At 70.2% G+C, this 21,096-nt stretch carries 19 protein-coding genes and 1 tRNA gene; 4 read left to right on the forward strand and 16 right to left on the reverse strand.

The features are described 5' to 3' along the window. Positions 1 to 84: 84 nt before the first annotated feature. From ABH926_RS01670 to ABH926_RS01710, 9 genes are all read right to left on the reverse strand, one after another. Positions 85 to 1,002: a carbohydrate ABC transporter permease gene (locus tag ABH926_RS01670; RefSeq protein ID WP_370363427.1), complete on the reverse strand. Its 918-nt coding sequence runs from the start codon at positions 1,000 to 1,002 to the stop codon at positions 85 to 87. After that, a complete protein-coding gene (locus ABH926_RS01675; protein WP_370363428.1) occupies positions 999 to 2,003 on the reverse strand; it encodes a carbohydrate ABC transporter permease in 1,005 nt (334 codons plus the stop codon). Before ABH926_RS01675 ends, ABH926_RS01670 begins: the two co-directional genes overlap by 4 nt. After that, positions 2,000 to 3,343 (reverse strand): ABC transporter substrate-binding protein, encoded by a 1,344-nt coding sequence (locus tag ABH926_RS01680; RefSeq protein ID WP_370363429.1) that lies wholly within the window; start codon positions 3,341 to 3,343, stop codon positions 2,000 to 2,002. Before ABH926_RS01680 ends, ABH926_RS01675 begins: the two co-directional genes overlap by 4 nt. A gap of 336 nt (positions 3,344 to 3,679) precedes the next feature. After that, the gene (locus ABH926_RS01685; RefSeq protein ID WP_370363430.1) at positions 3,680 to 4,465 is read right to left on the reverse strand and encodes a sensor domain-containing protein; all 786 of its coding nucleotides are present in this window, start codon (positions 4,463 to 4,465) and stop codon (positions 3,680 to 3,682) included. 72 nt (positions 4,466 to 4,537) lie between these two features. After that, positions 4,538 to 6,949, reverse strand: coding sequence for an FtsX-like permease family protein (locus ABH926_RS01690; RefSeq protein ID WP_370363431.1), 2,412 nt, complete (start codon positions 6,947 to 6,949; stop codon positions 4,538 to 4,540). Positions 6,950 to 6,951: 2 nt separating this feature from the next. After that, positions 6,952 to 7,638: an ABC transporter ATP-binding protein gene (locus tag ABH926_RS01695; protein WP_370363432.1), complete on the reverse strand. Its 687-nt coding sequence runs from the start codon at positions 7,636 to 7,638 to the stop codon at positions 6,952 to 6,954. Further along, positions 7,635 to 8,189: a PadR family transcriptional regulator gene (locus ABH926_RS01700; RefSeq protein WP_370363433.1), complete on the reverse strand. Its 555-nt coding sequence runs from the start codon at positions 8,187 to 8,189 to the stop codon at positions 7,635 to 7,637. Before ABH926_RS01700 ends, ABH926_RS01695 begins: the two co-directional genes overlap by 4 nt. 158 nt (positions 8,190 to 8,347) lie before the next feature. Next, positions 8,348 to 8,421, reverse strand: a tRNA-Met gene (locus tag ABH926_RS01705). Between the two features lie 84 nt (positions 8,422 to 8,505). Further along, on the reverse strand, positions 8,506 to 11,454 hold the full coding sequence (locus tag ABH926_RS01710; protein ID WP_370363434.1) for a UPF0182 family protein: 2,949 nt from the start codon (positions 11,452 to 11,454) through the stop codon (positions 8,506 to 8,508). Positions 11,455 to 11,596: 142 nt separating this feature from the next. Here ABH926_RS01710 and ABH926_RS01715 point away from each other — a divergent pair, with 142 nt between their 5' ends. Further along, positions 11,597 to 12,145 carry a PPA1309 family protein gene (locus ABH926_RS01715; RefSeq protein WP_370363435.1) on the forward strand — a complete coding sequence of 183 codons (549 nt, stop codon included), beginning with the start codon at positions 11,597 to 11,599 and terminating at the stop codon, positions 12,143 to 12,145. Positions 12,146 to 12,265: 120 nt separating this feature from the next. Here the strand turns inward: ABH926_RS01715 and ABH926_RS01720 are convergent, their stop codons facing one another. Genes ABH926_RS01720 through ABH926_RS01735 form a run of 4 tightly spaced genes read right to left on the reverse strand, consistent with a single transcriptional unit; the run spans position 12,266 to position 15,178 of the window. Further along, entirely contained in the window at positions 12,266 to 13,336 is a 1,071-nt protein-coding gene (locus ABH926_RS01720; protein WP_370363436.1) for a PDZ domain-containing protein, read from the reverse strand. A 42-nt stretch (positions 13,337 to 13,378) separates the two neighbouring features. Beyond that, positions 13,379 to 13,564, reverse strand: a complete 186-nt coding sequence (locus ABH926_RS01725) for a hypothetical protein (protein WP_370363437.1) — start codon at positions 13,562 to 13,564, stop codon at positions 13,379 to 13,381. Between the two features lie 40 nt (positions 13,565 to 13,604). Beyond that, positions 13,605 to 14,048: a molybdenum cofactor biosynthesis protein MoaE gene (locus ABH926_RS01730; RefSeq protein ID WP_370363438.1), complete on the reverse strand. Its 444-nt coding sequence runs from the start codon at positions 14,046 to 14,048 to the stop codon at positions 13,605 to 13,607. A gap of 26 nt (positions 14,049 to 14,074) precedes the next feature. Continuing rightward, positions 14,075 to 15,178 carry an NAD-dependent epimerase/dehydratase family protein gene (locus tag ABH926_RS01735; protein WP_370363439.1) on the reverse strand — a complete coding sequence of 368 codons (1,104 nt, stop codon included), beginning with the start codon at positions 15,176 to 15,178 and terminating at the stop codon, positions 14,075 to 14,077. A gap of 96 nt (positions 15,179 to 15,274) precedes the next feature. Here ABH926_RS01735 and ABH926_RS01740 point away from each other — a divergent pair, with 96 nt between their 5' ends. Then, a complete protein-coding gene (locus tag ABH926_RS01740) occupies positions 15,275 to 16,861 on the forward strand; it encodes a zinc-dependent metalloprotease (RefSeq protein ID WP_370363440.1) in 1,587 nt (528 codons plus the stop codon). A gap of 92 nt (positions 16,862 to 16,953) precedes the next feature. On the opposite strand, the gene ABH926_RS01745 is transcribed toward ABH926_RS01740, so the two are convergent. Beyond that, positions 16,954 to 17,496 carry a M48 family metallopeptidase gene (locus ABH926_RS01745; protein ID WP_370363441.1) on the reverse strand — a complete coding sequence of 181 codons (543 nt, stop codon included), beginning with the start codon at positions 17,494 to 17,496 and terminating at the stop codon, positions 16,954 to 16,956. Positions 17,497 to 17,715: 219 nt separating this feature from the next. Beyond that, positions 17,716 to 18,519 carry an enoyl-CoA hydratase/isomerase family protein gene (locus tag ABH926_RS01750; protein WP_370363442.1) on the reverse strand — a complete coding sequence of 268 codons (804 nt, stop codon included), beginning with the start codon at positions 18,517 to 18,519 and terminating at the stop codon, positions 17,716 to 17,718. 105 nt (positions 18,520 to 18,624) lie between these two features. Between ABH926_RS01750 and ABH926_RS01755 the strand changes: the two genes are divergently transcribed. Next, positions 18,625 to 18,783, forward strand: coding sequence for a DUF5679 domain-containing protein (locus ABH926_RS01755; RefSeq protein ID WP_370337876.1), 159 nt, complete (start codon positions 18,625 to 18,627; stop codon positions 18,781 to 18,783). A gap of 157 nt (positions 18,784 to 18,940) precedes the next feature. Then, a complete protein-coding gene (locus ABH926_RS01760) occupies positions 18,941 to 20,224 on the forward strand; it encodes a hypothetical protein (protein WP_370363443.1) in 1,284 nt (427 codons plus the stop codon). On the opposite strand, the gene ABH926_RS01765 is transcribed toward ABH926_RS01760, so the two are convergent. Then, positions 20,208 to 20,981 (reverse strand): hypothetical protein, encoded by a 774-nt coding sequence (locus ABH926_RS01765; RefSeq protein WP_370363444.1) that lies wholly within the window; start codon positions 20,979 to 20,981, stop codon positions 20,208 to 20,210. The two genes, ABH926_RS01760 and ABH926_RS01765, sit on opposite strands and share 17 nt — an antisense overlap. Positions 20,982 to 21,096 lie beyond the last annotated feature (115 nt).

A 21,096-nucleotide genomic window follows, 5' to 3' on the forward strand; every position in this document is an offset into this window, starting at 1 on the left:
CCCAACCCCTCGTGTCGCCCGCCCGCTGCGGGTGTGTCGCGATGTCGATCTCCGGCATGCCGATAGCGCGCTCAGGCGACGGACTCAGCCCTTGCTGCTCCCCAGCGCCAGACCGGCAATGAACTGCTTCTGCAGCAGCACGTACACGACCAGCGTCGGGATCGCGACGATCATCGCGGCCGCGGCGATCAGGTTCTGGTTGCTCACGAACTGGCCCTGCAGGTTGGCCAGCGCGGAGGTGACGGGCCGCTTGTCGCCCGACGACATCAGGGTGATGGCCCAGAAGAAGTCGTTGTAGATCCAGGTCGTCAACAGCGTCGCGAGGGCCGCCAGCGCGGGGCGGCACAGCGGGAGGGTCAGCTTCCTGAACCGAGTCCACAGACCCGCTCCGTCGACCAGCGCGGCCTCGTACATCTCGTCGGGGATCGACTTCATGTAGTTGCTCAGCACAAAGGTGCAGAAGCCGAGCTGGAACGAGACGTTGATGACGATCAGGCCGAGGATCGAGTTGTACAGCAGCCCGCTGTTCCCCAGGAACGTCGGGATGTGGATCTGCAGGAAGAGCCGGTACAGCGGGGTGATGATGACCTGCTGAGGCAGCAGGTTCCCGGCGGTGAACAGGATCAGCAAGGCCACGTTGATCTTGATGTTCACCCGGGTGAGGACGAAGGCCAGGCCGGCGGCCAGCGCCAGGACGATGAGCACCGAGGGCACGGTGATCAACACCGAGTTCCAGAAGTAGTGGAGCATGTCCGACTGGCTCCACGCGTCGCTGAAGTTCTTCAGCGTCAGGTGGTGCGGCATCGACACGTAGCCGTACTTCTGGGTCTCCGAGTAAGGGCGGAGCGCCACATACAGCGCGAAGGCGATCGGCAGCAGCCACAGCACGCACGCGCATATCAGGAACACCTGCGAGGCGAGCTGCCCCCAGCGCAGCGGCTTCCTGCGGCCGCCGCCGGCCGCGGCGCGCGGCGTCGTCCGGTGGATGGTCTGTGCAGTCATCGGGCACCCTTGGGTTGGGTCTCGCGGCGGAACGTGAGGTACAGGAACGCGCAGATCGGCACCAGCGAGATGACCAGAAGGATCACGCCGAGGGCCGAGCCGAAGCCGACGCGCTGGGTCTCCCCGACGATGTTGGAGGTGACCAGGACCGACAGCAGCTCCAGGCCGTTGATGCCCTTGTTGGTGATGTACACCAGGTCGAAGGCGCGCAACGACTCGATGACGGTCACCACCATGACGACGATGTTGATGGGCCGCATCACCGGGAAGACCACTTTCCAGAAGGTCTGCCAGGCGTTGGTGCCGTCCATCAGCGCCGCCTCGCGCAGCTGCGGGTCCACGGCCTTCAGGCCGGCCAGGTAGAGCACCATCACGTAGCCGGCCTGGCGCCAGCTGGCCTCGATGAGCACCGACCACAGGTTCAGCTTCGGATTGCCCAGCCAGTCGATGGCGTTGCCGTTGTGGTTGTGCCCGATGACGGTGTTGATCAGGCCGTAGTTCTGGGAGTACATGAACTCCCAGATGATGCCGACCAGCGCCAGCGAGAGCATCACCGGCAGGAACAGGATGCTCTGGTACATCCGGCTACCCTTGATGCCGCGGTCGATGAGCACGGCGAAGAACATGCCGAGCGGGGTCGCGAAGAACACGAACACCGCCAGCCAGATCAGGTTGTGCCGCACGGCCGGCCAGAACTCGGGATAGATGGTGGCGGCCTGGTGGTAGTTCTGGACGCCGTACAGGCATCCGTTGTTCAGGATCGAGGGGACGTTCGGCTGGCAGATCTTCGTGGACAGGCCGCCCACGCCGTTCCACTTCGTGAACGACAGCCCCACGGTGGCCAGCGCCGGACCCCAGATGAACGCGAGGTCGAGGACGATGGGCAGGCCCAGCAGGACGGCCACCACGGCCTTGTCCCGGCCGCTGAGCCGGCCCACCCGGCGGCGGCGCGGCGCACGAGGCGCCGCGGCCGCCGCCGGGTTCAGTTCCTGGTCGGTCATGACGTGTAGATCGCCTTCGCCTGCTGCTCAGCGCTGTTCTGCAGGCTGGTGATGTTGCCGGTGCTCGGGTCGTCGATGAACTTCTGGATGATCGAGATCATCGCGGTGGCCATCGCCGGGTCGGCGTCGCGGTCCATGAACTGCGCCACGGCCTTGCAGTTGGAGATCGCCGTGACCGAGCTCTTCTGGATGGCGTCGTAGGACGGCGCCTGCAGACCGGTGGCGACGCCGACGTCCCACTGGTCGGTCTTCAGGAACGTCGACTCGGCGGCGGCCGTGCCTATGTACTCCAGGATCGCCTTGGCCCCGGCCGGGTTCTTGGCCTTCTTGCTGATCATGAAGCCGTCGGTGGGGGCGTCCATGTAGTCCTGGCCGTACGTCGGGTTGATCGCCGGGTACGGGAAGAAGTCCAGGTCGTCCAGGTTCGCGTTGTCCGTGACGTACTGCGCGGCGACCTGGTTGGTGCCCTGGAACATCATGCCGGCCTGCTTCTGCTCCAGCGCCTTGGCCGCGTCCTGCCAGATACGGCCGTTGGCACCGGTCTGCAGGTAGGGCATCAGCTCGGCCCACTTGTCGAACACCGCGGTGACGCCGGCGTCGGTCCACGGCACCTGGTGCTTCATCAGCTTCTGGTGGTAGTCGTACCCGTTGATCCGCATGTTGAGGATGTCGAAGGTCCCCAGCGCGGGCCAGCCGTCCTTGTCGGCGAAGGCCAGCGGGATGATGCCGTCGGACTTCATCTTCTTGCACAGCGTGATGAAGTCGTCCCACGTGGTCGGGACGGTGTAGCCCTTCGCGGCGAAGTGGCTCTTGTTGTAGAAGACCACCCACGGGTAGTTGTAGATCGGCACGAAGTACTGGTGACCGTCCAGGCCGGTGGACAGGGTCTTCACCGAGGCGCTGAAGTTGCCGCCGATCTTCGCCCAGACGTCGTCCAGGGGCAGGGCCAGGCCCTGCGCCGCGAAGTACTGCATGCGGTAGCCGGCGAACCAGGTGAACAGGTCGTCCGGGGTGCCCTGCAGGTAGCTGGTTATGTTGTTCTGGAAGGTGTTGTGGTCGACCGTGTTGATGGTCACCTTCGGGCCGCCGGCCGCCGTGGCCGCCGCGCACAGCGCCGCGAACGCCGCCTTCGGGCTAGCGTCGGAGTAGTTGGATCCGAACGTCACCGGGGAGGTCGCCGAGCCGGCGTTGCCGCTCGAGGAGCCCGAACTCTTGCTTGAGGAGCACGCGGCCAGGGCGCCCGGCACCGTCGCGAAAGCCGCAGCCGCGCCCATCCCCTTGAGCAGGCCTCGACGAGCGAGGGGCCGTTGGAAGTTTTGGGGAATCCGAGGGGAAGTCATGTGAGGGTCTCCCTGCCGAATGAGAATGCCACCAGGATCGAACATGAACGAACAGGTGTCGCACATCACACTCGGCCGAGCCGGTACTGTCAAGATTCCGTAACAGGCCGGAAGCCATCCGTTACCCAGTTGCAACCAGGACGATTCAGGGCTCTAACTCTTCGACGCGTCGCCCGCGTCGTGGTCAGCAGGCCTTGGCGCCTCTGACCACAAGGTATGCCAGCGGCCTGTTTGAAGGTGTCAACAATTTTGATTTCTGTTCGCATCGGACGCCGAACTCCGGGGTGCCGCCGGTGGTGAATCCGACACCGGTTCCAACAAGGCGTGCGGAACCGATCAGCTCAGGCCCTGCGCCGCCTTCAACCGCCCGACCTGCACATCCGACAGGTGCGCGAGCTGCGTGCCGCCCATCTGCTGCAACGCCGCGGGATCGTTCGTCACCGGGCCGAGGAAGGCGACCACCGAGACCACCGTGCCGACCTGGACCAGGTCGGCGGCCATCAGCTCGGTGTTGCCGGCGGCGGTCATGTAGTCGATGTAGCCGGCCTGGCCGCTCTTGACCAGTTCGGGGATCACGCTGGGCGCCATGGTCACTGCGCTGCCGTTCTGGTTCACCGCCAGGTTCTTGCACCCCTTGAGGCCCACGGTCAGGTCGGAGACCATCGCCGCGGCCTTCGCCGCGGACGGGAAGGCCATCACCGAGGATTCGACGACGTGGCTGTCGTTCGCCTTGGTCAGCTGGCGGTCGACCTCGGCGGTCGTGCCGTACTTCGTGGACAGGGCCTCCTGGGCGTCCACGAAGGTCTGGCAGGCGCTGCCGCCGGTGGTCACGACGTCCTGGGTGCTCGTAACGGAGGTGCCGTCCTGGGAGGCGTCGTAGGTGAAGCCGGCGGCGTCCTGGCTGGTGAGCAGTAGCTTGCCGAGCTGGGCCGCTGTCAGGGCGCCGGCCGGGGCGGTGCTGGAGGTCGCCGTCGGCGCCGTCGGCGGCATCGTCGTCGTCGCAGTCTGCATCGGGGATGGCGGCGGCGCGGCCTTCTTGGCCGAACCACCACCACACGCTGCCGTGGTCAGAGCGGCTGCAACAAGGACGGCTATGGCAACGCCTTTGGTCCCGGACGGCATGGCGGTCAACATAGCAGCACGCAGAGACGGCCGGGCAGACACCAGATGTCTGCCCGGCCGTCTCCTCCCCCGTTACTCGAAACGCGCGTACTCCGAGCGCGTCATACGGTTCAGGAAGGTCATCGAGCCGAGGATCACGGCCAGGGCCGCGACGACCACCACGGAAACGCTCACCGAGTAGGTGGCCAGCGGGAAGGACATCGAGACGCCCTTGGCCAGCGTGCGCACCGCGATAAGCGCCATGCCGTAGGCGGCCAGGCCGGCCATCGCCGAGACCGCGACCAGGGGCAGCGCCGACTCCAGGAACACCACGCGGCGCAGGACCGCGAGCTGGGTGCCGGACAGCCGCAGCAAGGTGAACGGGCGCTTGCGCTCGACCAGGCTGCCGGCGGTGGCCACGGCGAGGCCGCAGCCGGCCACGAACAGGGTCAGGCCGACCACGAACATGATCATCTGCTGGGCCGCCCGGAGCTGCTCGTTGCGGACCGCGGCGACCTCGCCGAAGGTCATCGGCCCGGCGGCGTTGGTGGACCACTGGTCCGGGCTGCCCAGGCCGATCAGGACCGGGGCGTGCAGGTCCAGGTAGGTCCGGGCGCGCTCCAAGGTCGCGGGGTTCGAGGCGGCGACCATCAGGGTCGTGACGTTCAGCCGCGTCAGATCGACACCGGCCGGGGCCGTACCCGCCGTGCCGCTGCCGGAGACGCGGTCGATGTCGCTGTAGCCCATCACCGGCAGGTGCAGCATCAGAGGGTTGTCGATGAAGAGCTCGTCACCGGCGATCACCGAGACACTCTGTCCCGGCGCGCACGTGCCGAGGGCCGGGAGCGCCGCGGCATCCGCGCAGCTCACGTACTCCGCCGGCGGCGTCCAGCCGATCGGCGGCGGGGTGCCGCCGCCCGGGCTCCAGCCCGAGGTGTCGGCGCCGACGTAGATCGGGATCGGGGTGACGCCGGGCAGGGCCCGCAGGTCGTGCAGCGTGCTGGCGGCCTGGGCGGGGGTGAGGCCGCCGCTTCCGGCCACCGCGCTCATGTCGTAGCGGAAGCGCAGCACGTCCGTGAGCGGTGCCCGCTGCCCGGAGGTCTGGGCCGCGACCGCGGTGGGCAGGACCCCGGCGACCGCCGTCCCGACGAAGACGGCCACGGTGACACCGGCGACGGTGCGGAACGTCGCCCGCGGGTCGTCGGCCAGCCGGCGGGCGGCCAGCGTCGTGGCCGCGCCGCCGCCGATGCGGGCCAGCAGCCGGGAGGCCCACATGGTGACCCAGGGGCCGGCGAAGACCACGCCCCACATGGTGAGGATCAAGGAGGGGTAGACCACGCCGTCGGCGTTGTCGTTGGCCGGGATGCTCACGGCGACCACGAACAGCGCCGCGCCGAGCAGCAGCGGGATCAGCCGCTTCACGGTCGGCGGCTTCGGCGTGGCCTTGCGGGCGACGGCCAGCGGGTCGTACCGCACCCGGCGCAGCGAGCGCACGGCGGCCAGCGCGGCCAGCGCCGGCACCAGGATCAGGACCCCGAGATACCCGAGCAGTCCCGGGGAGACCTCGGCCGGGAAGAACCGGGTCCCGGTGACGTTCACCTTCGCCACCTGCGAACTGGCCGCCAGGTAGACGCCGATCCCGAGGACCGAGCCCAGGGCCGCGCCGACGAACGACTCGACCGAGGCGACCGCGGAGACCTGCCGCGGCGTCGCTCCGACCAGGCGCATCGCGGCGTAACGCTCCTCGCGGCGGGCGGCAGACAGCCGAGTGGCGGTGCCGACCATGATGACGATCGGGAGCAGCAGGGCGACGGTGCCGAAGGCGAAGGCGAACCGGTAGATGGTGGTGGTGCCCTTCACCTCCTTGGCGGTCGACATCGCGGTGATCGGCTCGGTGGCCTGGCGGCCGGCCAGCTCGTCCGGCGTGTGGCCGATGACGATGGCCAGCTCGTCCGGGCTGTAGAGGGCGGCCCGCGGGATCACGCCGACCTGGTGGCCGGGGAAGCGGTCGCCGAGTTCGTCGGACGGGACGGTCGCGAGCAGGTGAGCCAGCGCCGGGGAGACGTAGTACTCGCCGGGCGAGGGCACCGAGGACATGCCGGGCAGGGTCGGGGCGTCGGCGGTGAGCGCCGCGACGTCGAGGCGGCGGAGCTCCGTGCCCTGATAGAAGTCCTGGGAGAAGTTCCACAGTTCCTTGGCGCCGGCCTGCTTCGCGGCGGCCAGGTCGATGGTGCCGTCGGCCTTCATGCCGGCCGGCAGCCCTTGATCGCCCCGTGCCCCGGGCCGCGCGGCGGCCGGGGCGGTGCCGTTCGGGCCGACGGCGGCCGTCGTGGTCGGCGAGCACTCCCAGCACTGCCGGTTCGTCGTGCCCTGGTAGGCGTTGAACAGACTGAAGACACCGAGCATGACGGCGACCCCGACCGCCACCGCGAGCGACGTCACGACCAGGCGGATTGCCGCCTCCCGCCCGCCGCGCAGCGTCAGGCGCATCCCCAAGCGGATCATGGTCAGGCCACCGCCGAGCTCGGGGTGGTGACCGCGCGGCCGTCGCGCACGACGATCTCGCGGTCGGCGTAGGCGGCCACCCGGGCGTCGTGGGTGACCAGCACGACAGTGGTCCCCTCGTCGCGCGCCGCACCGACCAGCAGGTTCATCACGGTCTCGCCGGTCAGGGTGTCCAACGCGCCGGTCGGCTCGTCGGCGAAGAGCACCCGCGGCTTGTGCACCAGCGCGCGGGCCAGCGCGACCCGCTGCGCCTGGCCGCCGGACAGCTCGCCGCTGCGGTGGTCGCCGTGCTCTTCCAGACCTAGGCGCTCCAGCCACGGCGCGGCCTGCGCGTACGCCTGCCGGCGCGGCTTCTTGGCCAGCAGCAGCGGCAGCGCGACGTTGTCCAGCGCGGTCAGCTCCGGCACCAGCTGGCCGAACTGGAACACGAAGCCGAAGGCGTCGCGCCGCAGCTCGGTGCGCTTGGCCTCGTTCAGGGTGTCGACCCGCGCCCGGTCGAACCACACCTCGCCCTGGTTCGGCGTGTAGATGCCGGCCAGGCAATGCAACAGCGTCGACTTCCCGGATCCTGACGGCCCCATGACCGCCAGGATCTCCCCGCGCTCCACGGCCACACTCGCCCCGCGCAGCGCCTGTGTCTGGCCGAAGGCGCGGTGCACGTCGCGCGCCTCCAGGATGTACTCGCTCATCGCGTTTCCCCCAGTTGCTTCCGGTCGTCGGTCACCACGCGGGCCAGGGTGGTCAGCCTGGCGGAGGTCAGCTCGATCCAGCGCAGATCGGCTTCGAGGTGGAACAGTCCGTAGTCGGCCAGCAGCGCGTCGACCGTCGCCCCGGTCCGCTTGATCTCGGTGAGCTCGCGCATGCGCTTGAGGTGGGCGGCCCGCTGGGCGTCGAGGTAGCCCTCGGCGTCCTCGCCGAGCATCAGCGCCAGCACGACCTTCGAGAAGAGCACGGTCTGCAGGTGCGGCTCGGGCTCCACGGTCTGCGAGAGCCAGTCCATCACCTCGCCGCGCCCCAGATCGGTGATCGCGTAGCGCTTGCGGTCGGGCCCGTCCCCCGGTTCCGCCTCGCCGCCGACGACCTTCCCGTCCCGCGCCAGCCGGCCGAGGGTCGAGTAGACCTGGCCGTAGGGCAGCGGCTTGCCGTTGGCGAAGTGGCTGTCGTAATCGCGCTTGAGGTCGTAGCCATGGGTCGGCTGGCCTCGGGCCAGCAGGCCCAGCAGGGTCAGGGGGACGCTCACGGGAAGGACTATACACCGGAGGTATAACCCGAGTGAATAGTCCGTCGCGCGGAGGGGATCGCGCTGGTCAGGATGATGTCGGCGAGGTCCGGCCGGTCGGTGGCGCACCCGGGGCACGCGAAAGGGCCCGGTTCCGAAGAACCGGGCCCTTTCCCTAGTAGCGGGGACAGGATTTGAACCTGCGACCTCTGGGTTATGAGCCCAGCGAGCTACCGAGCTGCTCCACCCCGCGTCGGTGAACTAAAGGTAACCCGTGCGGTGCCGCAAGAGCAAATCGAGGAGCGGCGATCCGGGCGACCCGCGGATCACCCGCGTCTCACGGCGTGCCCGGGAGGTTCTTCGCGATGTCCTGCGCCCGCTTCAGGGCCTCCTGGGCCTGGGTCTCGGCCACGCCGAAGGCAGTCCAGTCCGGGGGCGACTGGTTCAGGGCCTTGACGGCCTTGTCCTGCGCCGCGGACGCGTCGGCGAGCGCCTGCCTCAGCTGGTCGGCGACCAGGCTGCCCGGGGGCGGGAGCGAGGTGGGGACGCCGGCCGGCAAGGCGTTCTCGCCGGTCTTGGCGCCGGATCCACCGGGGAAGAGCGCGTCGAGGGCCAGCTGCAGGGTGGGCTCGAAGGCCTTGTTGTCCCCGAAGGCCACCATCACGCCCTTCAAGACCGGGTACTCCGCCTGCGCGGTCGGCGGCACGTACACCGGCTCGACGTACAGCAGGCCGCCGCCGACCGGCAGCGTCAGCAGGCTGCCCTCGACGGTCTTCGGGGTGTTCAGCAGGTCGGCGTAGGTGGTGCGCAAGGTGCTCTGGACCTGTGCTGGGCTCGGCACCTTGGTGTCGGCGGGAAGTTCGAGGACTCTGATCTTCCCGTAATCCGGGCCGGGTTCGGAGTCCACGGCCATGAACGCCGCCGGGTTGCCGCCGCTGCCCGAGGTCAGAGTCGAGGTGAGCGAGAAAGCGGGTGCCTGCTGGCCGGGCATCTGGAGCGTCAGGTAGGACGGCGGCTGCGGCTGCTCGGACTGCCCCTCAGGGGTGTCCGTCGTCGGATCGGCCGGGACGGTCCAGAACGACGTGCCGGCGGAGAACTCCTTGGCGTTCGTCACGTGGTAACGGCCGAGCATGTCGCGCTGTGCGTTGAACAGGTCCTGCGGGTAACGCAGGTGCGCCAGCAGGTCGGAGCTGATCGCCGCGCGCGGCTTCACCGTGCCGGGAAAGGCCTTCATCCAGGTCTTCAGGATGGGGTCGGTCTCGTCCCAGGCGTAGAGCGTCACGGTGCCGTCGTAGGCGTCCACGGTGGCCTTCACCGCGTCGCGGACGTAGTTGACCTTGCCGCCCAGCTGCGTCGTCGTCGAGTACGGATAGGCCGACGTGGTCGTGTAGCCGTCCACCACCCACAGGACGCGGCCGTCCACGACCGCCGGATAGGCGTTGCCGTCGACGGTCAGCCACGGCGCCACCTCGCGCACGCGCTGCCCGGGGTCGCGGTCGTACATGATCCGCGAGTCCTTGTTCACCCCGTTGGACAGCAGGATCTTCGGCTCGTGGAACTTCACCGCGTACAGGAGCTTGTTCAGGAGGGAGCCGACCGGCACGCCGCCGTGGCCCGCGTAGGTCGTGCTCTGCTGCTCCGTCGGCGTGGCGTCGTCGGGGAAGTCGAACTCGGCGGGAGCGGTGTTCGCCGGCCCGCCGACGATCGAGTAGTCCGGCAGGCCTGGACCGAAGTAGACCCGCTGCTGATACTGGCCGAAGGCGCCGGTGGACCGAATGCTCTGCTCGATGTAGTCCGGCGAGCCGTTGAGCGCCGTGGCGTTGTCCTTGGCGGCCACGACGCCATAGCCGTGGGTGTACTTCAGGTGTTCGTCGGCCCAGTTGTCCGGGGAGGCCAGGGTGCCGGCGGGCTTGAGGCCCCGGACCCCGACCAGGGCGCCCTGGGTCTTGCTGCCGACCTGGTAACGGTCCACGGCCAAGGTGTTCGGGAAACCGTAGTAGGCGCTGTTCGGCCCCGCCTGCTGCTCGTCGAAGTCCTCCGAGACCACCGAGGGGTCCATGACCGGGATGTGGGCGACCGTCCCGGTGTCGGTGGCCAGCTGGTTCTTCGCGACGCTGGTCTGGGCGGGGTACGAGCGGGTTTCCACCTGGCTGTCGTCCAGGCCGTAGGCGGCGCGCGTGGCGTCGATGTTCCGCTGGATGTACGGCGCCTCCTTCGAGGCCTGGCTCGGGTCCACCTTGAGCTGCTGGACCGCCAGCGGGTAGACCCCGCCTATCACCACCGAGGCCAGCACCATCAGCGAGACCCCGAGCGCCGGCAGGGCCCAGGCGTGGCCGCCCCGGTCGAAGTCCGGAACCGCGGCCCGGACGAGCAGGCGGACGGCGTTGCCGAAGAACAGCAGGGCGCACAGGACGGCGATCACCAGCAGGATCGACTTGGCCGGCAGGACCGCGTGCACGTCCTTGTACGTCGGGCCGGCCCAGCCGCTGGTGATCTTGGAGGGGTCCACGGTGAGCGAGTACCGGTCGAGCCAGTAGGCGTAGGCCTTCACCAGGACCAGGCAGCCGAGCAGGATCGAGATGTGCACCTGTGCGGCGCGGGTGGCCCGGGAGCCCAGGACGTGCCCGTGACCGGCCCCGGCCGGCGGGGTGAGGGCGAAGCCGGCGAACAGGTAGTGCGTGAACAGCGCGGCGAGCAGGCTCAGCAGCACCGCGGCGACCAGGAAGCCCTGGATGTGGCGCAGCCAGGGCAGCGTGAAGACGTAGAAGCCTATGTCCTTGTGGAACTGGGGGTCCTCGGTGCCGAACGGGACGCCGTCGGCCCACATGAGGTAGGTGCGCCAGGCTCCCGCGGAGGAGGCGCCGGCCGCGATGCCGAACAGGACCGACGTCCCAGCCAGGAGCCAGGGCAGGAACGGCGCCAGACCCATGCGGTAGCGGTCCAGCGCCTGCTGCTCCAGGGACACCCCGGTCAGCGGCGGCCGGAAGCGGTGGGCCAGCCACATGTTGGCGCCGACGATCAGTGCCATCAGCGCGCCGAAGACCAGGAAGAGCACCATCTGCGTGATGGTCCGGGTGCGGTACACCGGCCCCGCGCCGACGGAGTGGTACCACAGGTAGGAGGTGTAGACGCCGTCGAAGACCAGGAAGACGGCGACCAGCGCCGCCATGATCATGATCGTGATGGCCAGCACCCTGGTGCGTCGCGGCGGGACGCCGAACGCCACCCGACGCCCACCCCCGGCGTCCCTGTCTTCCCCGCCGAAGTCCGGCATCTCGAACGCCACGGCCTCAGCGTACGCTGCGGGCCGCGCAGGGCGGCGGCCACCGTGGGGTGCGTTCGTCATATGGAACGGCCGGAGAACGGCCGGAGAACGCCCCGGAGGGCGCCCGGTCGGCAGCACCGGCGCGCCGGGGGAGAATGGCGCCATGAGCTCTGTCGCCAGCGTCGCCCTGATGCAGTCCGTCGTCGAGATCGAGCAGCACGTCGCCGCCGACGGCTGGAACCAGCGGCCGCGCATGTTCGCCCTGGTCCCCACCGCCGAACTGCTGGTCACCCAGCCCCGGATGGCCGCGGCCCTGGGCCTGACCGACGAGGCGGCGGAGACCGGCGGCATCCCTACGCTCACCTCGATCGAGCAGGACGGCCTGGCCCTGAACCAGCCGCTGGACGAGATGCTGGGCAAGATGGTCTGGCCGGCCGCGGTCGAGGGCTGCGCCCTGGTCATCGAGTCGCAGATGCTCCCGCCGAGCGCGGAGGCGCAGATCCCGAAGGACCTGGAGGGCGCCGCGCTGGAGCGCTGGGTGGCCAAGCACCCGGAGCGCCAAGACGTGCGCATGGCGGTCGCAGTGCTGCGGGACGGGACGCGTCAGGCCGCGATCCGGCTGCACTCGAAGGACTCGGACATGGAGGTGCTGTCCGGGCCGGACCTGGTGCCGAACCTGGCGACGGCGCTGCTGGAGACCTTCGAGGAGTAGGCGGGCGGCGGATCCGCCGGGCCTGCCAAACACAGGACAAGCGGAGACGGGACGAGACAGAAACAGGGCGCAGCCGGTCGATCCGGCTGCGCCCTGTCTTTCAGGCCTTAGCTCAGCAGGTCAGCTGCATCCCTGCGGCGCCCCGCCGGCCCGCAGCGTCTTCAGCGCGGTCAGCGCGTCGTTCAGCGTGCTCACCTTCACCAGCCGCAGCCCGCTCGGGGCGTTCTTGGCGGCGTCCGCGCAGTTGTCGGCGGGCGTCAGGAAGACGGTCGCGCCGTCCCGCTTGGCGGCCAGCGTCTTCATCTGCACGCCGCCGATCGGGCCGACCTTGCCGGTGGAGTCGATGGTGCCGGTCCCGGCGATCTTCAGGCCGCCGGTGATGTCCTGCTGCGACAGCTCGTCGATGATCCCGAGCGCGAACATCATGCCGGCGCTGGGGCCGCCGACGTTGTCCAGCTGGATCTTCACATCGAACGGGAAGACGTTCTGGGTGCCCGGCAGGAAGCCCACCAGCGCCCGGGAGGGCCCGCTGTCGTGCGACTGCGTGGTCACCACCGAGACCTGCTGCTGCTTGCCGGCCCGGGTCACGGTGAAGACCACCGTGTCGCCCGGCTTGTGCTTCTGGATCAGCGTGTGCACATCGTCGGGGTTCACCAGCGCCGTGCCGTCCACGGCGTCGATGACGTCCTGCGGCTGCAGCTTGCCGTCCGCCGGGCTGCCCGGGGTCACCGAGTCGACGACCACCTCGGTCCGCAGCGGCTTGATCCCCTGGGAGGTCAGCGCCGCGGTGATCGCCTGGTCCTCGGAGTCGTCGAACATGGCGGTGTTCTGCTGGGTCGCCTCCTGCGCGGTCTGGCCCTCGGGGTAGATGACCGTGCGCGGGACCACGATCTTGTCGCTGGACAGCCAGCCGGAGAGCACCTCGACGCTGTTCGGCTTGTAGTCCGCCCGGGACACCTCGACGGTGACCATGCGCAGCTGCCCGCCGCTGGTGTGCGGGTACGTCTGGGTGCCGGTGATGTCGATCACCGGCTTGACCGGCTGCCCGGAATCCGTCGAGTAGCTGCCCAGGGTGTCGTACGTCGGACCCGGCGACATCTCCGCGTACGGCGTCGGGATCAGAAACGCCGAGGCCGTGAGCAGGGCGACCGTCGTTCCGGACAGACTCAGGGTGAGGGCACGGCGCTGCATTCCACAGATGCTATCTGTTGCAGTCTGAAGCGGCGCTGAGACCTACGCCGGAGGTGCGGCTTCGGCCGCGATCGGGTCGTCATTGGAGATCGCCTCTCGGAAGCGCCGATAGGCGTGGATGGTGTCGTCGTCACTGGGCCGCCGCACATGACGGGCCAATGCGGACACCGCCGCGGCCAGCACCACGGCGCCGACGGGGATCGCCCACCAAGCCAGGATCGACAGCACACCGTGACTTTAACGCACTATTCCGTCACACGCAGTGAAGCTAGCAGCCGACCCATTCGTGGTCGCCGTCCGCGAACTCCTCGCGCTTCCAGATCGGCACCTGCGCCTTGAGGGTGTCGATGAAGGCGCGGCACGCCGCGAACGCCTCGGCCCGGTGCGGCGCCGAGGCGCCGACCACGACCGCGAGGTCGCCGACGGTCAGCGCGCCCACCCTGTGGACCGCCGAGAGCGCGACCACGTCCGGGTGCGCCGCGGCGACGTCCTCGGCGACCGTCGCCAGCAGTTCCGCAGCCGAAGGATGCGCGCTGTAGTCCAAAGCGGTGACGGACCGGCCGTGGTCGTGGTCGCGCACGACGCCGATGAACAGCGCGATGCCGCCGGCGGCCGGGTGCGTGACCGCCGCGACGACCTCGTCGACGGACAGCGGCTCCTCGCGGACGTCCGTGTGGATGGCCGTCCTGACGGCCGGGTGTCCCGTCGTCACCTGTTCCTTTTCCTTCTCTTCGATCACTAGACCGATCCTCCCCCACGGCGCTTGCGCCGTGCCCGCCGCACCAGGGCCGCGGTGCCGACCAGCGCGACCGTGGCGCCGGCCGCGCCGAGTCCGGCCGCGGCGTCCTTCTTGCCCAGGCGCCGGGCCAGCGCGGCGTGGTGGCCGTCGATGTCCTCCAGAAGCTGGGCGAACGCTTCCTCATTCGTGAAACCAGGTTCCCACCCGGCCTCGCGGAGCTTCTTATTCGAGACTGCCCAAGGGTGCATCACGTACTGGAGGTCGCTGGCCGGAGCCGGAGTGAGGTGCAGCCTGTGCAGCCGCTCCGCGGCGCCGATGGCCAAGCCCTCTGGGAGCTCCATCCGGCGCATCCCGGAGAGCTCCTCCACTTCGTCCTGCGTGAGCCAGCCGTCGGAGGCGACCGGGACGATCCCGCTCACCTTCCCCAGGGCCGCGTACTCCAGGGCGGACAGCAGGTCGTCGATGTGGCAGAACTGCCAGACCGGCTTCGAGCCGCGCACCACCAGCAGGCGCGGCGCCTCGAAGTGCCGCGTCAGATAGGTGTCCACGCCCGGACCCACTATGGCCGCCGGGCGCAGGACCGTAATGGTCAGCCCGGGGTGCGCGCGCGGCGCGATCGCCGCCAGCCGCTCGATCTCCAACAGGTCGCCGACCAGGGTGCCGTCGGGGGTGGCGCGCAGCGGCGCGTCGTCCTCCAGCGGCAGCGGGTTGTCCGGCAGCGCGCCATAGACCATCGCCGTGGACAGCAGCACCACGTGGTGCACGCCGGCGGCGGCCGCGGCGGTGATCGCGGTCTGGGCGGCGCGGACGTTGCGCGCGGTGCGCTCGCGCGGCTCGGAGTTCAGGTCGGAGTCCACGGCCAGGTGCACCAGCGTGTCCACCCCGGACAGCCGTTCGGCCAGTTGGGGGTCCGTGACCTCGCCCAACCGCCAGGTCGCCGGGGCGGCACCGCGCTCGGCGTCCAGGCCCACCACCCGGCGCACTTCGCCGCCGAACGCGAGCTTGCCGGTCAGTGCCTCGCCCAGCCGGGCGGCCGCGCCGGTGACGGCGATGGTGGGCTTGCTGGTGCGGCCGGGGCGCTTGCGGTCCGGCGAGGAACTCACTGAGGCTCTCCTGTGGTTACGTTAGATGTGTAGAGGAAGTCAGTCTCCGCGCTGTAAACCGATCCTTCTTCCCCGTCGTCCGTGAGGTCACCCGCCGTGAACAAGAACCCCGAAGATCACAACCCGTCGGACGGCGACGAGTCGCAGAACCAGGGTAAGCGCCCGGACGGCCCCGTTGATCCGCTGGGGGCCATGTTCCAGCAGATGTTCGGCGGAACCGGGGCGCAGTCCCCGGGGTCGAACATCCCGGGCATGCCGGACCCGCAGATGCTGCAGATGGTGTTCAGCCAGATCCAGGCCCTGATGAGCGGCGGCGGCGACGGCGCGGTCAACTGGGACCTGGCCAAGACCATGGCGCGCAACGCCGTGGCCTCCGCCGGACCCGACCCCTCGCCGACCGACGGCGAGCAGCGCACCTACGACGGTGCCGTGCAGCTCGCCGAGCACTGGCTGGACCAGGTCACCTCGCTGCCGGCCGGTACCGCGGGCACCCGCGTGTGGTCCCGCGCGCAGTGGATCGAGGAGACCCTGCCGGTCTGGAAACAGCTGGTCGAGCCGGTCGCCGAGCGCATCACCTCGGCGATGGGCGACGCCGTCGGCGGCGCGGTGGGCGAGCTGGGCATGCCGGAGAACCCGGAGGCGGCCGGCCTGCCCCCGGGCATGGGCGACATGCTGGGCAACCTGTTCGGCGGAGCGGCCGGGGGCGGCGGCCAGAACCCGCTCGGCGGCATGATGAAGCAGATGGGCACCGCGATGTTCGGCTCCCAGGTCGGCCAGGCCCTGGCCTCGCTGGCCGGCGAGGTGGTCTCCGGCAGCGACATCGGGCTGCCGCTGGGCCCGGAGGGCAAGGCGGTGCTGCTGCCGGCGAACGTGGACGTCTTCGCCGAGGGCCTGGAGATCGACATCGAGCAGGTCCGCCTCTACCTGGCCCTGCGCGAGGCCGCCTACCAGCGGCTGTTCTCGCACGTGCCGTGGCTCAAGCCCCGCCTGCTCGGCGCGGTCGAGGAGTACGCGCGCGGCATCACGGTCGACGCCTCCAAGTTCAGCGAGCTGGCCCAGCAGGCCGAGCAGATGGACCTGACCAACCTGGACCCCTCGCAGCTGGAGAACATGCTGGGCGGCGGCGGCCTGTTCCAGCCGGTGGACTCCCCGGCCCAGAAGGCGGCCCTGGCCCGCCTGGAGACGCTGCTCGCGCTGGCCGAGGGCTGGGTGGACGCGGTGGTGCACGCTGCGGCCTCGCCGCAGATGTCGGCGGCGGACGCGCTGCGGGAGACCCTGCGGCGGCGGCGCGCGGCCGGCGGCCCGGCCGAGCAGACCTTCTCGGCCCTGGTGGGCCTGGAGCTGCGCCCGCGGCGGCTGCGCGACGCCTCGCGCCTGTGGGCCTCGCTGGCCGACGCGCGCGGACTGGACGGTCGCGACGCGGTGTGGTCGCACCCGGACCTGCTGCCGACCTCGGCCGACCTGGACGACCCCGACGGGTTCGTGCACGGCCGGGACGCCGAGGACGGGCTGGAGTTCGACTTCTCCGGGCTGGACGAGCTGCTGGGCGGCGGCGAGACCGGGAAGAGCGACGGGGCTGTGGACAACGGCCCTGTGGACAACGCCAAGGACGACGACGGCAAGGGTTCCGACTCCGACTCCGGCAAGAGCGGCGAGAGCGGCGAGGACAAGCCGAAGGAGTAGCGCGGACCGCGACCTGACCTGACCCGATCCGGCCTGGCCCGGCTCGCGACGGCGATATTCATCGTCGGCGCGTCGCCGGGCCTCGGCGTGTCTTAGTCCGCGTCGTCCGATGCCACCCCGCCGCCGGCGCTGGCGAACCCTTCCAGAAAACCGCGGGCGCGCTCCGTCTTCGGATACACGCTCATCAGCTCCCAGAACCGCGGCCCGTGGCTGGGCACCAGCAGGTGTGCGAGCTCGTGCAGCAGGACGTAGTCCAGCACGTACTCCGGCATGCCGCGCACCCGGTCGGAGATGCGGATGGTGCCGTCCACAGGGGTGCAGGACCCCCAGCGGGTCTGCTGGTTGGCGACCCAGCGGACACTGGCGGGCTGCGCGCGGCCGTGGAAATAGCGCATCGACAGGTCACGGGCCCGGCGGGACAGTTCCTCGTCGTCCGGCCTGCGTTTGCGCTCCTGGCCGGCGAGGCGGGCGAGCATCTTGTCGACCCACTGCTTTTCCTCAGCGCGCGTCATCTGCGCTGGGATCAGCACCACAGTCTTGTCGCCGTCCCGGTACGCAGAGACGGTGCGACGCCGCCGGTTGCTTCGCCGCACCTCGATCTGACCGCCCTGGTGGGGGGCTTCGTCGAGTCCCACGGCAAGGGACCCTAGCGTGTGCCACCCCCCTATGGCGTTACCGAAATGACATCCCGGGGCGTCGGGATCGGCGCAAATCCGATTGTCCACATGCCGTGCACAGGTTTTCCACAGAGTTATCCACAGGGTGTGTCTTCCTGTGGGTTGCCTAACACAAACAATTCAACCTGCGGCGCGTAGCGCCTCCTCAACGGGTGGCGGTGGGAGACGGGTGGGCGATCAGCGGCCGGTAAAGCGGGGTGCACGGCGCTCGCGCCGGGCAGCGAGCCCCTCCTGGAGGTCCTCGGTCGCCATCGTGATCGGCTGAGCCAGCGCCTCCCAGCGCAGCGCCGCCTCAAAGGACTCGTGACCGGCGCCGATCAGGGCCTGCTTGGTGAGCTTCACGGCGATCGGCGCGCCGGCGGCCACGTCCGAGGCGATCCGCTCGATCTCCCCAGGGAAGTCCCCGGCAGGGAACACCCTGTTGTAGATACCGAGCGCGACGGCTTCCGCACCATTCACAGCACGGTTCGTGTAAAGCAGCTCACGCGCGTTGGCCATCCCCACGACCTCCGGCAGCAGCCAGGTCGCGGCCATCCCCGGATGCATGCCGAGCTTGGTGAACGGCACCGCGAACTTCGCGGTGTCCACCGCGTAGCGCAGGTCACAGGCCAGGGCCAGGCACGCGCCCGCCCCCACCGCCGGGCCGTTCACGGCGGCGATCGTCGGCACCGGCAGATCCCGCAGGCTCAGCCAGATCCGGTAGAAGGGCAGCATCTTGTCGCGGAGTTTTTCCACAGGCGCGCCCGGCTCGGCACCGATCCAGCCCAGATCGCCGCCGGCGCAGAACGCGGAGCCGGCACCGGTCACCACGACACAGCGAACTTCCTCGTCCTGCCCGATTTCCCGCATAAGCCGCTCCCACGACTCCGTCATCGGCGCGGTCATCGCGTTGCGCCGGTCCGGGTCGTCCAACGTCACGGTCAACACACCATCCGACGTGCGGCGGACGGTCAAGAGCGGATATTCACGCGACTCAGGCATGGCGTCAGCGTAGCGGTGCGGTTTGGGCCCGGCGCTGCCGTATGGTGTTCCGCGTTCGGGGTGAAAGGTACGTATAGCCTCAAGTACGGAAGGTAGTGACAAACCATGGCGGAGTCGTACACCGGGGACGCCTACTGCGTGAAGTGCAAGGAGAAGAAGAACTTCACCGGCCAGGTGAAGGTCAGCGACTCGGGCCGGCGGATGGCGCAGGGCATCTGCCCGACCTGCGGGACCAAGCTCAACCGGATCCTGGGCAAGGCCTGAGATCCGGCACGGGAAGGCGGCGGCCGGTCCTCCGGCCGCCGTACGGGTGAATCGGAGAGCTGACAGGTGCGGGGACTGCGGCGGGTGCCGCAGGGTGGGGAGCAGCAGGTGAGAACGGCGGCGGGGTGCTGGGGCTGACACGGCGGGAGGCCAGGGCGTGCGTCCGGTTCTGAAGGCGGGGTTGCGGCGGCTGTGGCGGCCCGGCGGCGCGCTGCAGATCGGGGTGACACCGGGCAGGTCGCTGCTGCTGAACGGGCTGGGCCCGGCCGCGACGGCTTTCGTCGGCGCGCTGGACGGGAACCGGGACATCTCCGGCCTGCTGACCCTGGCCGAGGAGATCGGGCTGTCCGGAGCGCAGGCGACGACCCTGCTCGACATGCTGGCCCGGGCCGGATTCCTCGACGATGCCGGCTACGACCCGGGACCGGCGCTGCGCGCGCTCGACATCTCCGAGACCGACCGGCTCGCCCCGGATCTGGCCGCGCTGGCCCTGGGCTACCTGGTCCCGGGCGGTGCGGTGCGGGCGATGACGCGGCGGCGCACCGCGGTGATCGCCGTGTACGGATGCGGACGCGTCGGGGCATCGATCGCGCACCTGCTGGCCGCGGCCGGGATCGGGTGCGTGGTGCCGATCGACAGCGGGCGCGCGCGGCCCGCGGACGCGGCGCCGGCCGGCTTCAAGAATCCACGGGGGTTGAGTCACCGGGGCGAGCGGGAGGTTCCGGGGCCGCGGCGCAAGCGGGCGGCCGCGGCGACTGCCGCCGCCGGGGCTACCGCTGCCAGGGCTGCCACTGCTGGGGCTGCCGAGACTACCGAGGCCAGGCCCGCGGCATCACCGACGACCTCGCCGAACACCATCGACCTCGCCTCTCCCCCGCCCCGCCGCCAAGACCTCGTCCGGGCCCTGATCCGGGCCTCGGCGCCATCGACCCGCACCTCGCTGCCGGCCAACCGCCAGCGCCCCGACGTCGCGGTCCTGGCCCCGATCGCCGACGGCTACCCGGCTCTGGCCGCCTCGCTGCAGTCCGACGGTGTGCCGCATGTGTCGGCCGAAGTACACGAGACCACCGGCGTGCTCGGACCGTTCGTCCAGCCGGGACGCACCTCGTGCCTGCGCTGCCGCGACCTGTACCGCACGGCGCGCGACCCGGGCTGGCCGCGGGCGATGGTGCCCTTCGGCGGCGTGGACGCGGTGCCGGCGGCTGAGGACCGCGCCTGCGACGTCACGCTGGCCTCGCTCCTGGCCGTCCAGGCGGTGCTGCACGTCCTGGCCTTCGTCGAGGGCGACCCGCCGCCGACGGTGAACGCGGTCTTGGAGATGGTGCCGCCGTTCGGCGCGCAGACCCGGTACGAGCGGCCGCCGCACCCGGACTGCGGATGCCTGATCACGGACCTGGAGACGGAGCCCGCGATGGGCGGCATGTTCAGAGGACACCGCTGACCACGAGCACGCCGATGACCAGAAGCGTGGCGGCGGTCAGGAAGGTGGCGCGCTCCTCGATCCAGGGCGCGGTCAGGCGGCGGGCTCCGGACGCGGCGGCCAGGGTGAGGCCGACCATGACGGCGACGGTGGCGAGAGCGAAGGCGGCCAGGACGCCCAGTGCCACGCCGACGCCGAGGGTGCCGGCGGTGAGGAAGAGCGGCAGGATCGTCAGGTCCGGGCTGGCGGCCGCCCCGAAGGGACCCAGAAAGGTCAGGATGGCGCGGCGCCGATGGCCGGAAGCGGGAGCAGCGGCCGGCCGTTCGAGCACGGCGAGGGCATGGCCTGTCCGGCGTCCTGGTTGAGCCGGCAGCGGTGCGGCGACGGCCGTTTCCTCAGGGTTCGCGGCGCCATCGGCATGACCATGGTCGTGACCAGAGCCGGCATCCCGCTCCCCGTGATCGTGCCGGTGCCCGCGCCCCACGGCCTCCAGCACCACCAGCACCACCGCCGTCGCCACGAGCACTCCGCCGACCGCCAGGTCCGCGTGCCGCGCCACCGTTTCGCGCAGGCGCAGCCCGACCGCCGCCAACGCCACACCGAACAACACCGACACCAGCACGTGCATCACCGCGGCGGCCAGCGCTAAGCGCGCCACGCGGCGGAACGGGTAGCGGCGGGTGCGGGCCAGCAGGGCCAGCGGCATCCAGTGGTCGGGCAGGATCGCGTGGCCGATGCCGATGCCGGTCGCGGCCAGGAGCATGGAAAGGATCGTCACGTCTGCCCCTCGTGGTCGTCCCCGCCTGCACGAGGACGCGAAGACTTGCGGGCTCGCGGGCACGCGGACCCGGGCGAATGCCGGGTGCCGCCGATCGCCCGCCGGATCCGGCGCC

This window comes from Catenulispora sp. GP43 (genome assembly GCF_041260665.1).
Lineage (GTDB): Bacteria > Actinomycetota > Actinomycetes > Streptomycetales > Catenulisporaceae > Catenulispora.

What these genes read in the sequence shown, in the direction of transcription:
- ABH926_RS01720 (WP_370363436.1), bottom strand. Translation starts at nt 13,336, where the DNA reads ATGCAGCGCCGTGCCCTCACCCTGAGTCTGTCCGGAACGACGGTCGCC.
- ABH926_RS01680 (WP_370363429.1), bottom strand. Translation starts at nt 3,343, where the DNA reads ATGACTTCCCCTCGGATTCCCCAAAACTTCCAACGGCCCCTCGCTCGT.
- ABH926_RS01695 (WP_370363432.1), bottom strand. Translation starts at nt 7,638, where the DNA reads ATGAGCGAGTACATCCTGGAGGCGCGCGACGTGCACCGCGCCTTCGGC.
- ABH926_RS01675 (WP_370363428.1), bottom strand. Translation starts at nt 2,003, where the DNA reads ATGACCGACCAGGAACTGAACCCGGCGGCGGCCGCGGCGCCTCGTGCG.
- ABH926_RS01750 (WP_370363442.1), bottom strand. Translation starts at nt 18,519, where the DNA reads ATGCCTGAGTCGCGTGAATATCCGCTCTTGACCGTCCGCCGCACGTCG.
- ABH926_RS01755 (WP_370337876.1), top strand. Translation starts at nt 18,625, where the DNA reads ATGGCGGAGTCGTACACCGGGGACGCCTACTGCGTGAAGTGCAAGGAG.
- ABH926_RS01670 (WP_370363427.1), bottom strand. Translation starts at nt 1,002, where the DNA reads ATGACTGCACAGACCATCCACCGGACGACGCCGCGCGCCGCGGCCGGC.
- ABH926_RS01690 (WP_370363431.1), bottom strand. Translation starts at nt 6,949, where the DNA reads ATGATCCGCTTGGGGATGCGCCTGACGCTGCGCGGCGGGCGGGAGGCG.
- ABH926_RS01685 (WP_370363430.1), bottom strand. Translation starts at nt 4,465, where the DNA reads ATGCCGTCCGGGACCAAAGGCGTTGCCATAGCCGTCCTTGTTGCAGCC.
- ABH926_RS01715 (WP_370363435.1), top strand. Translation starts at nt 11,597, where the DNA reads ATGAGCTCTGTCGCCAGCGTCGCCCTGATGCAGTCCGTCGTCGAGATC.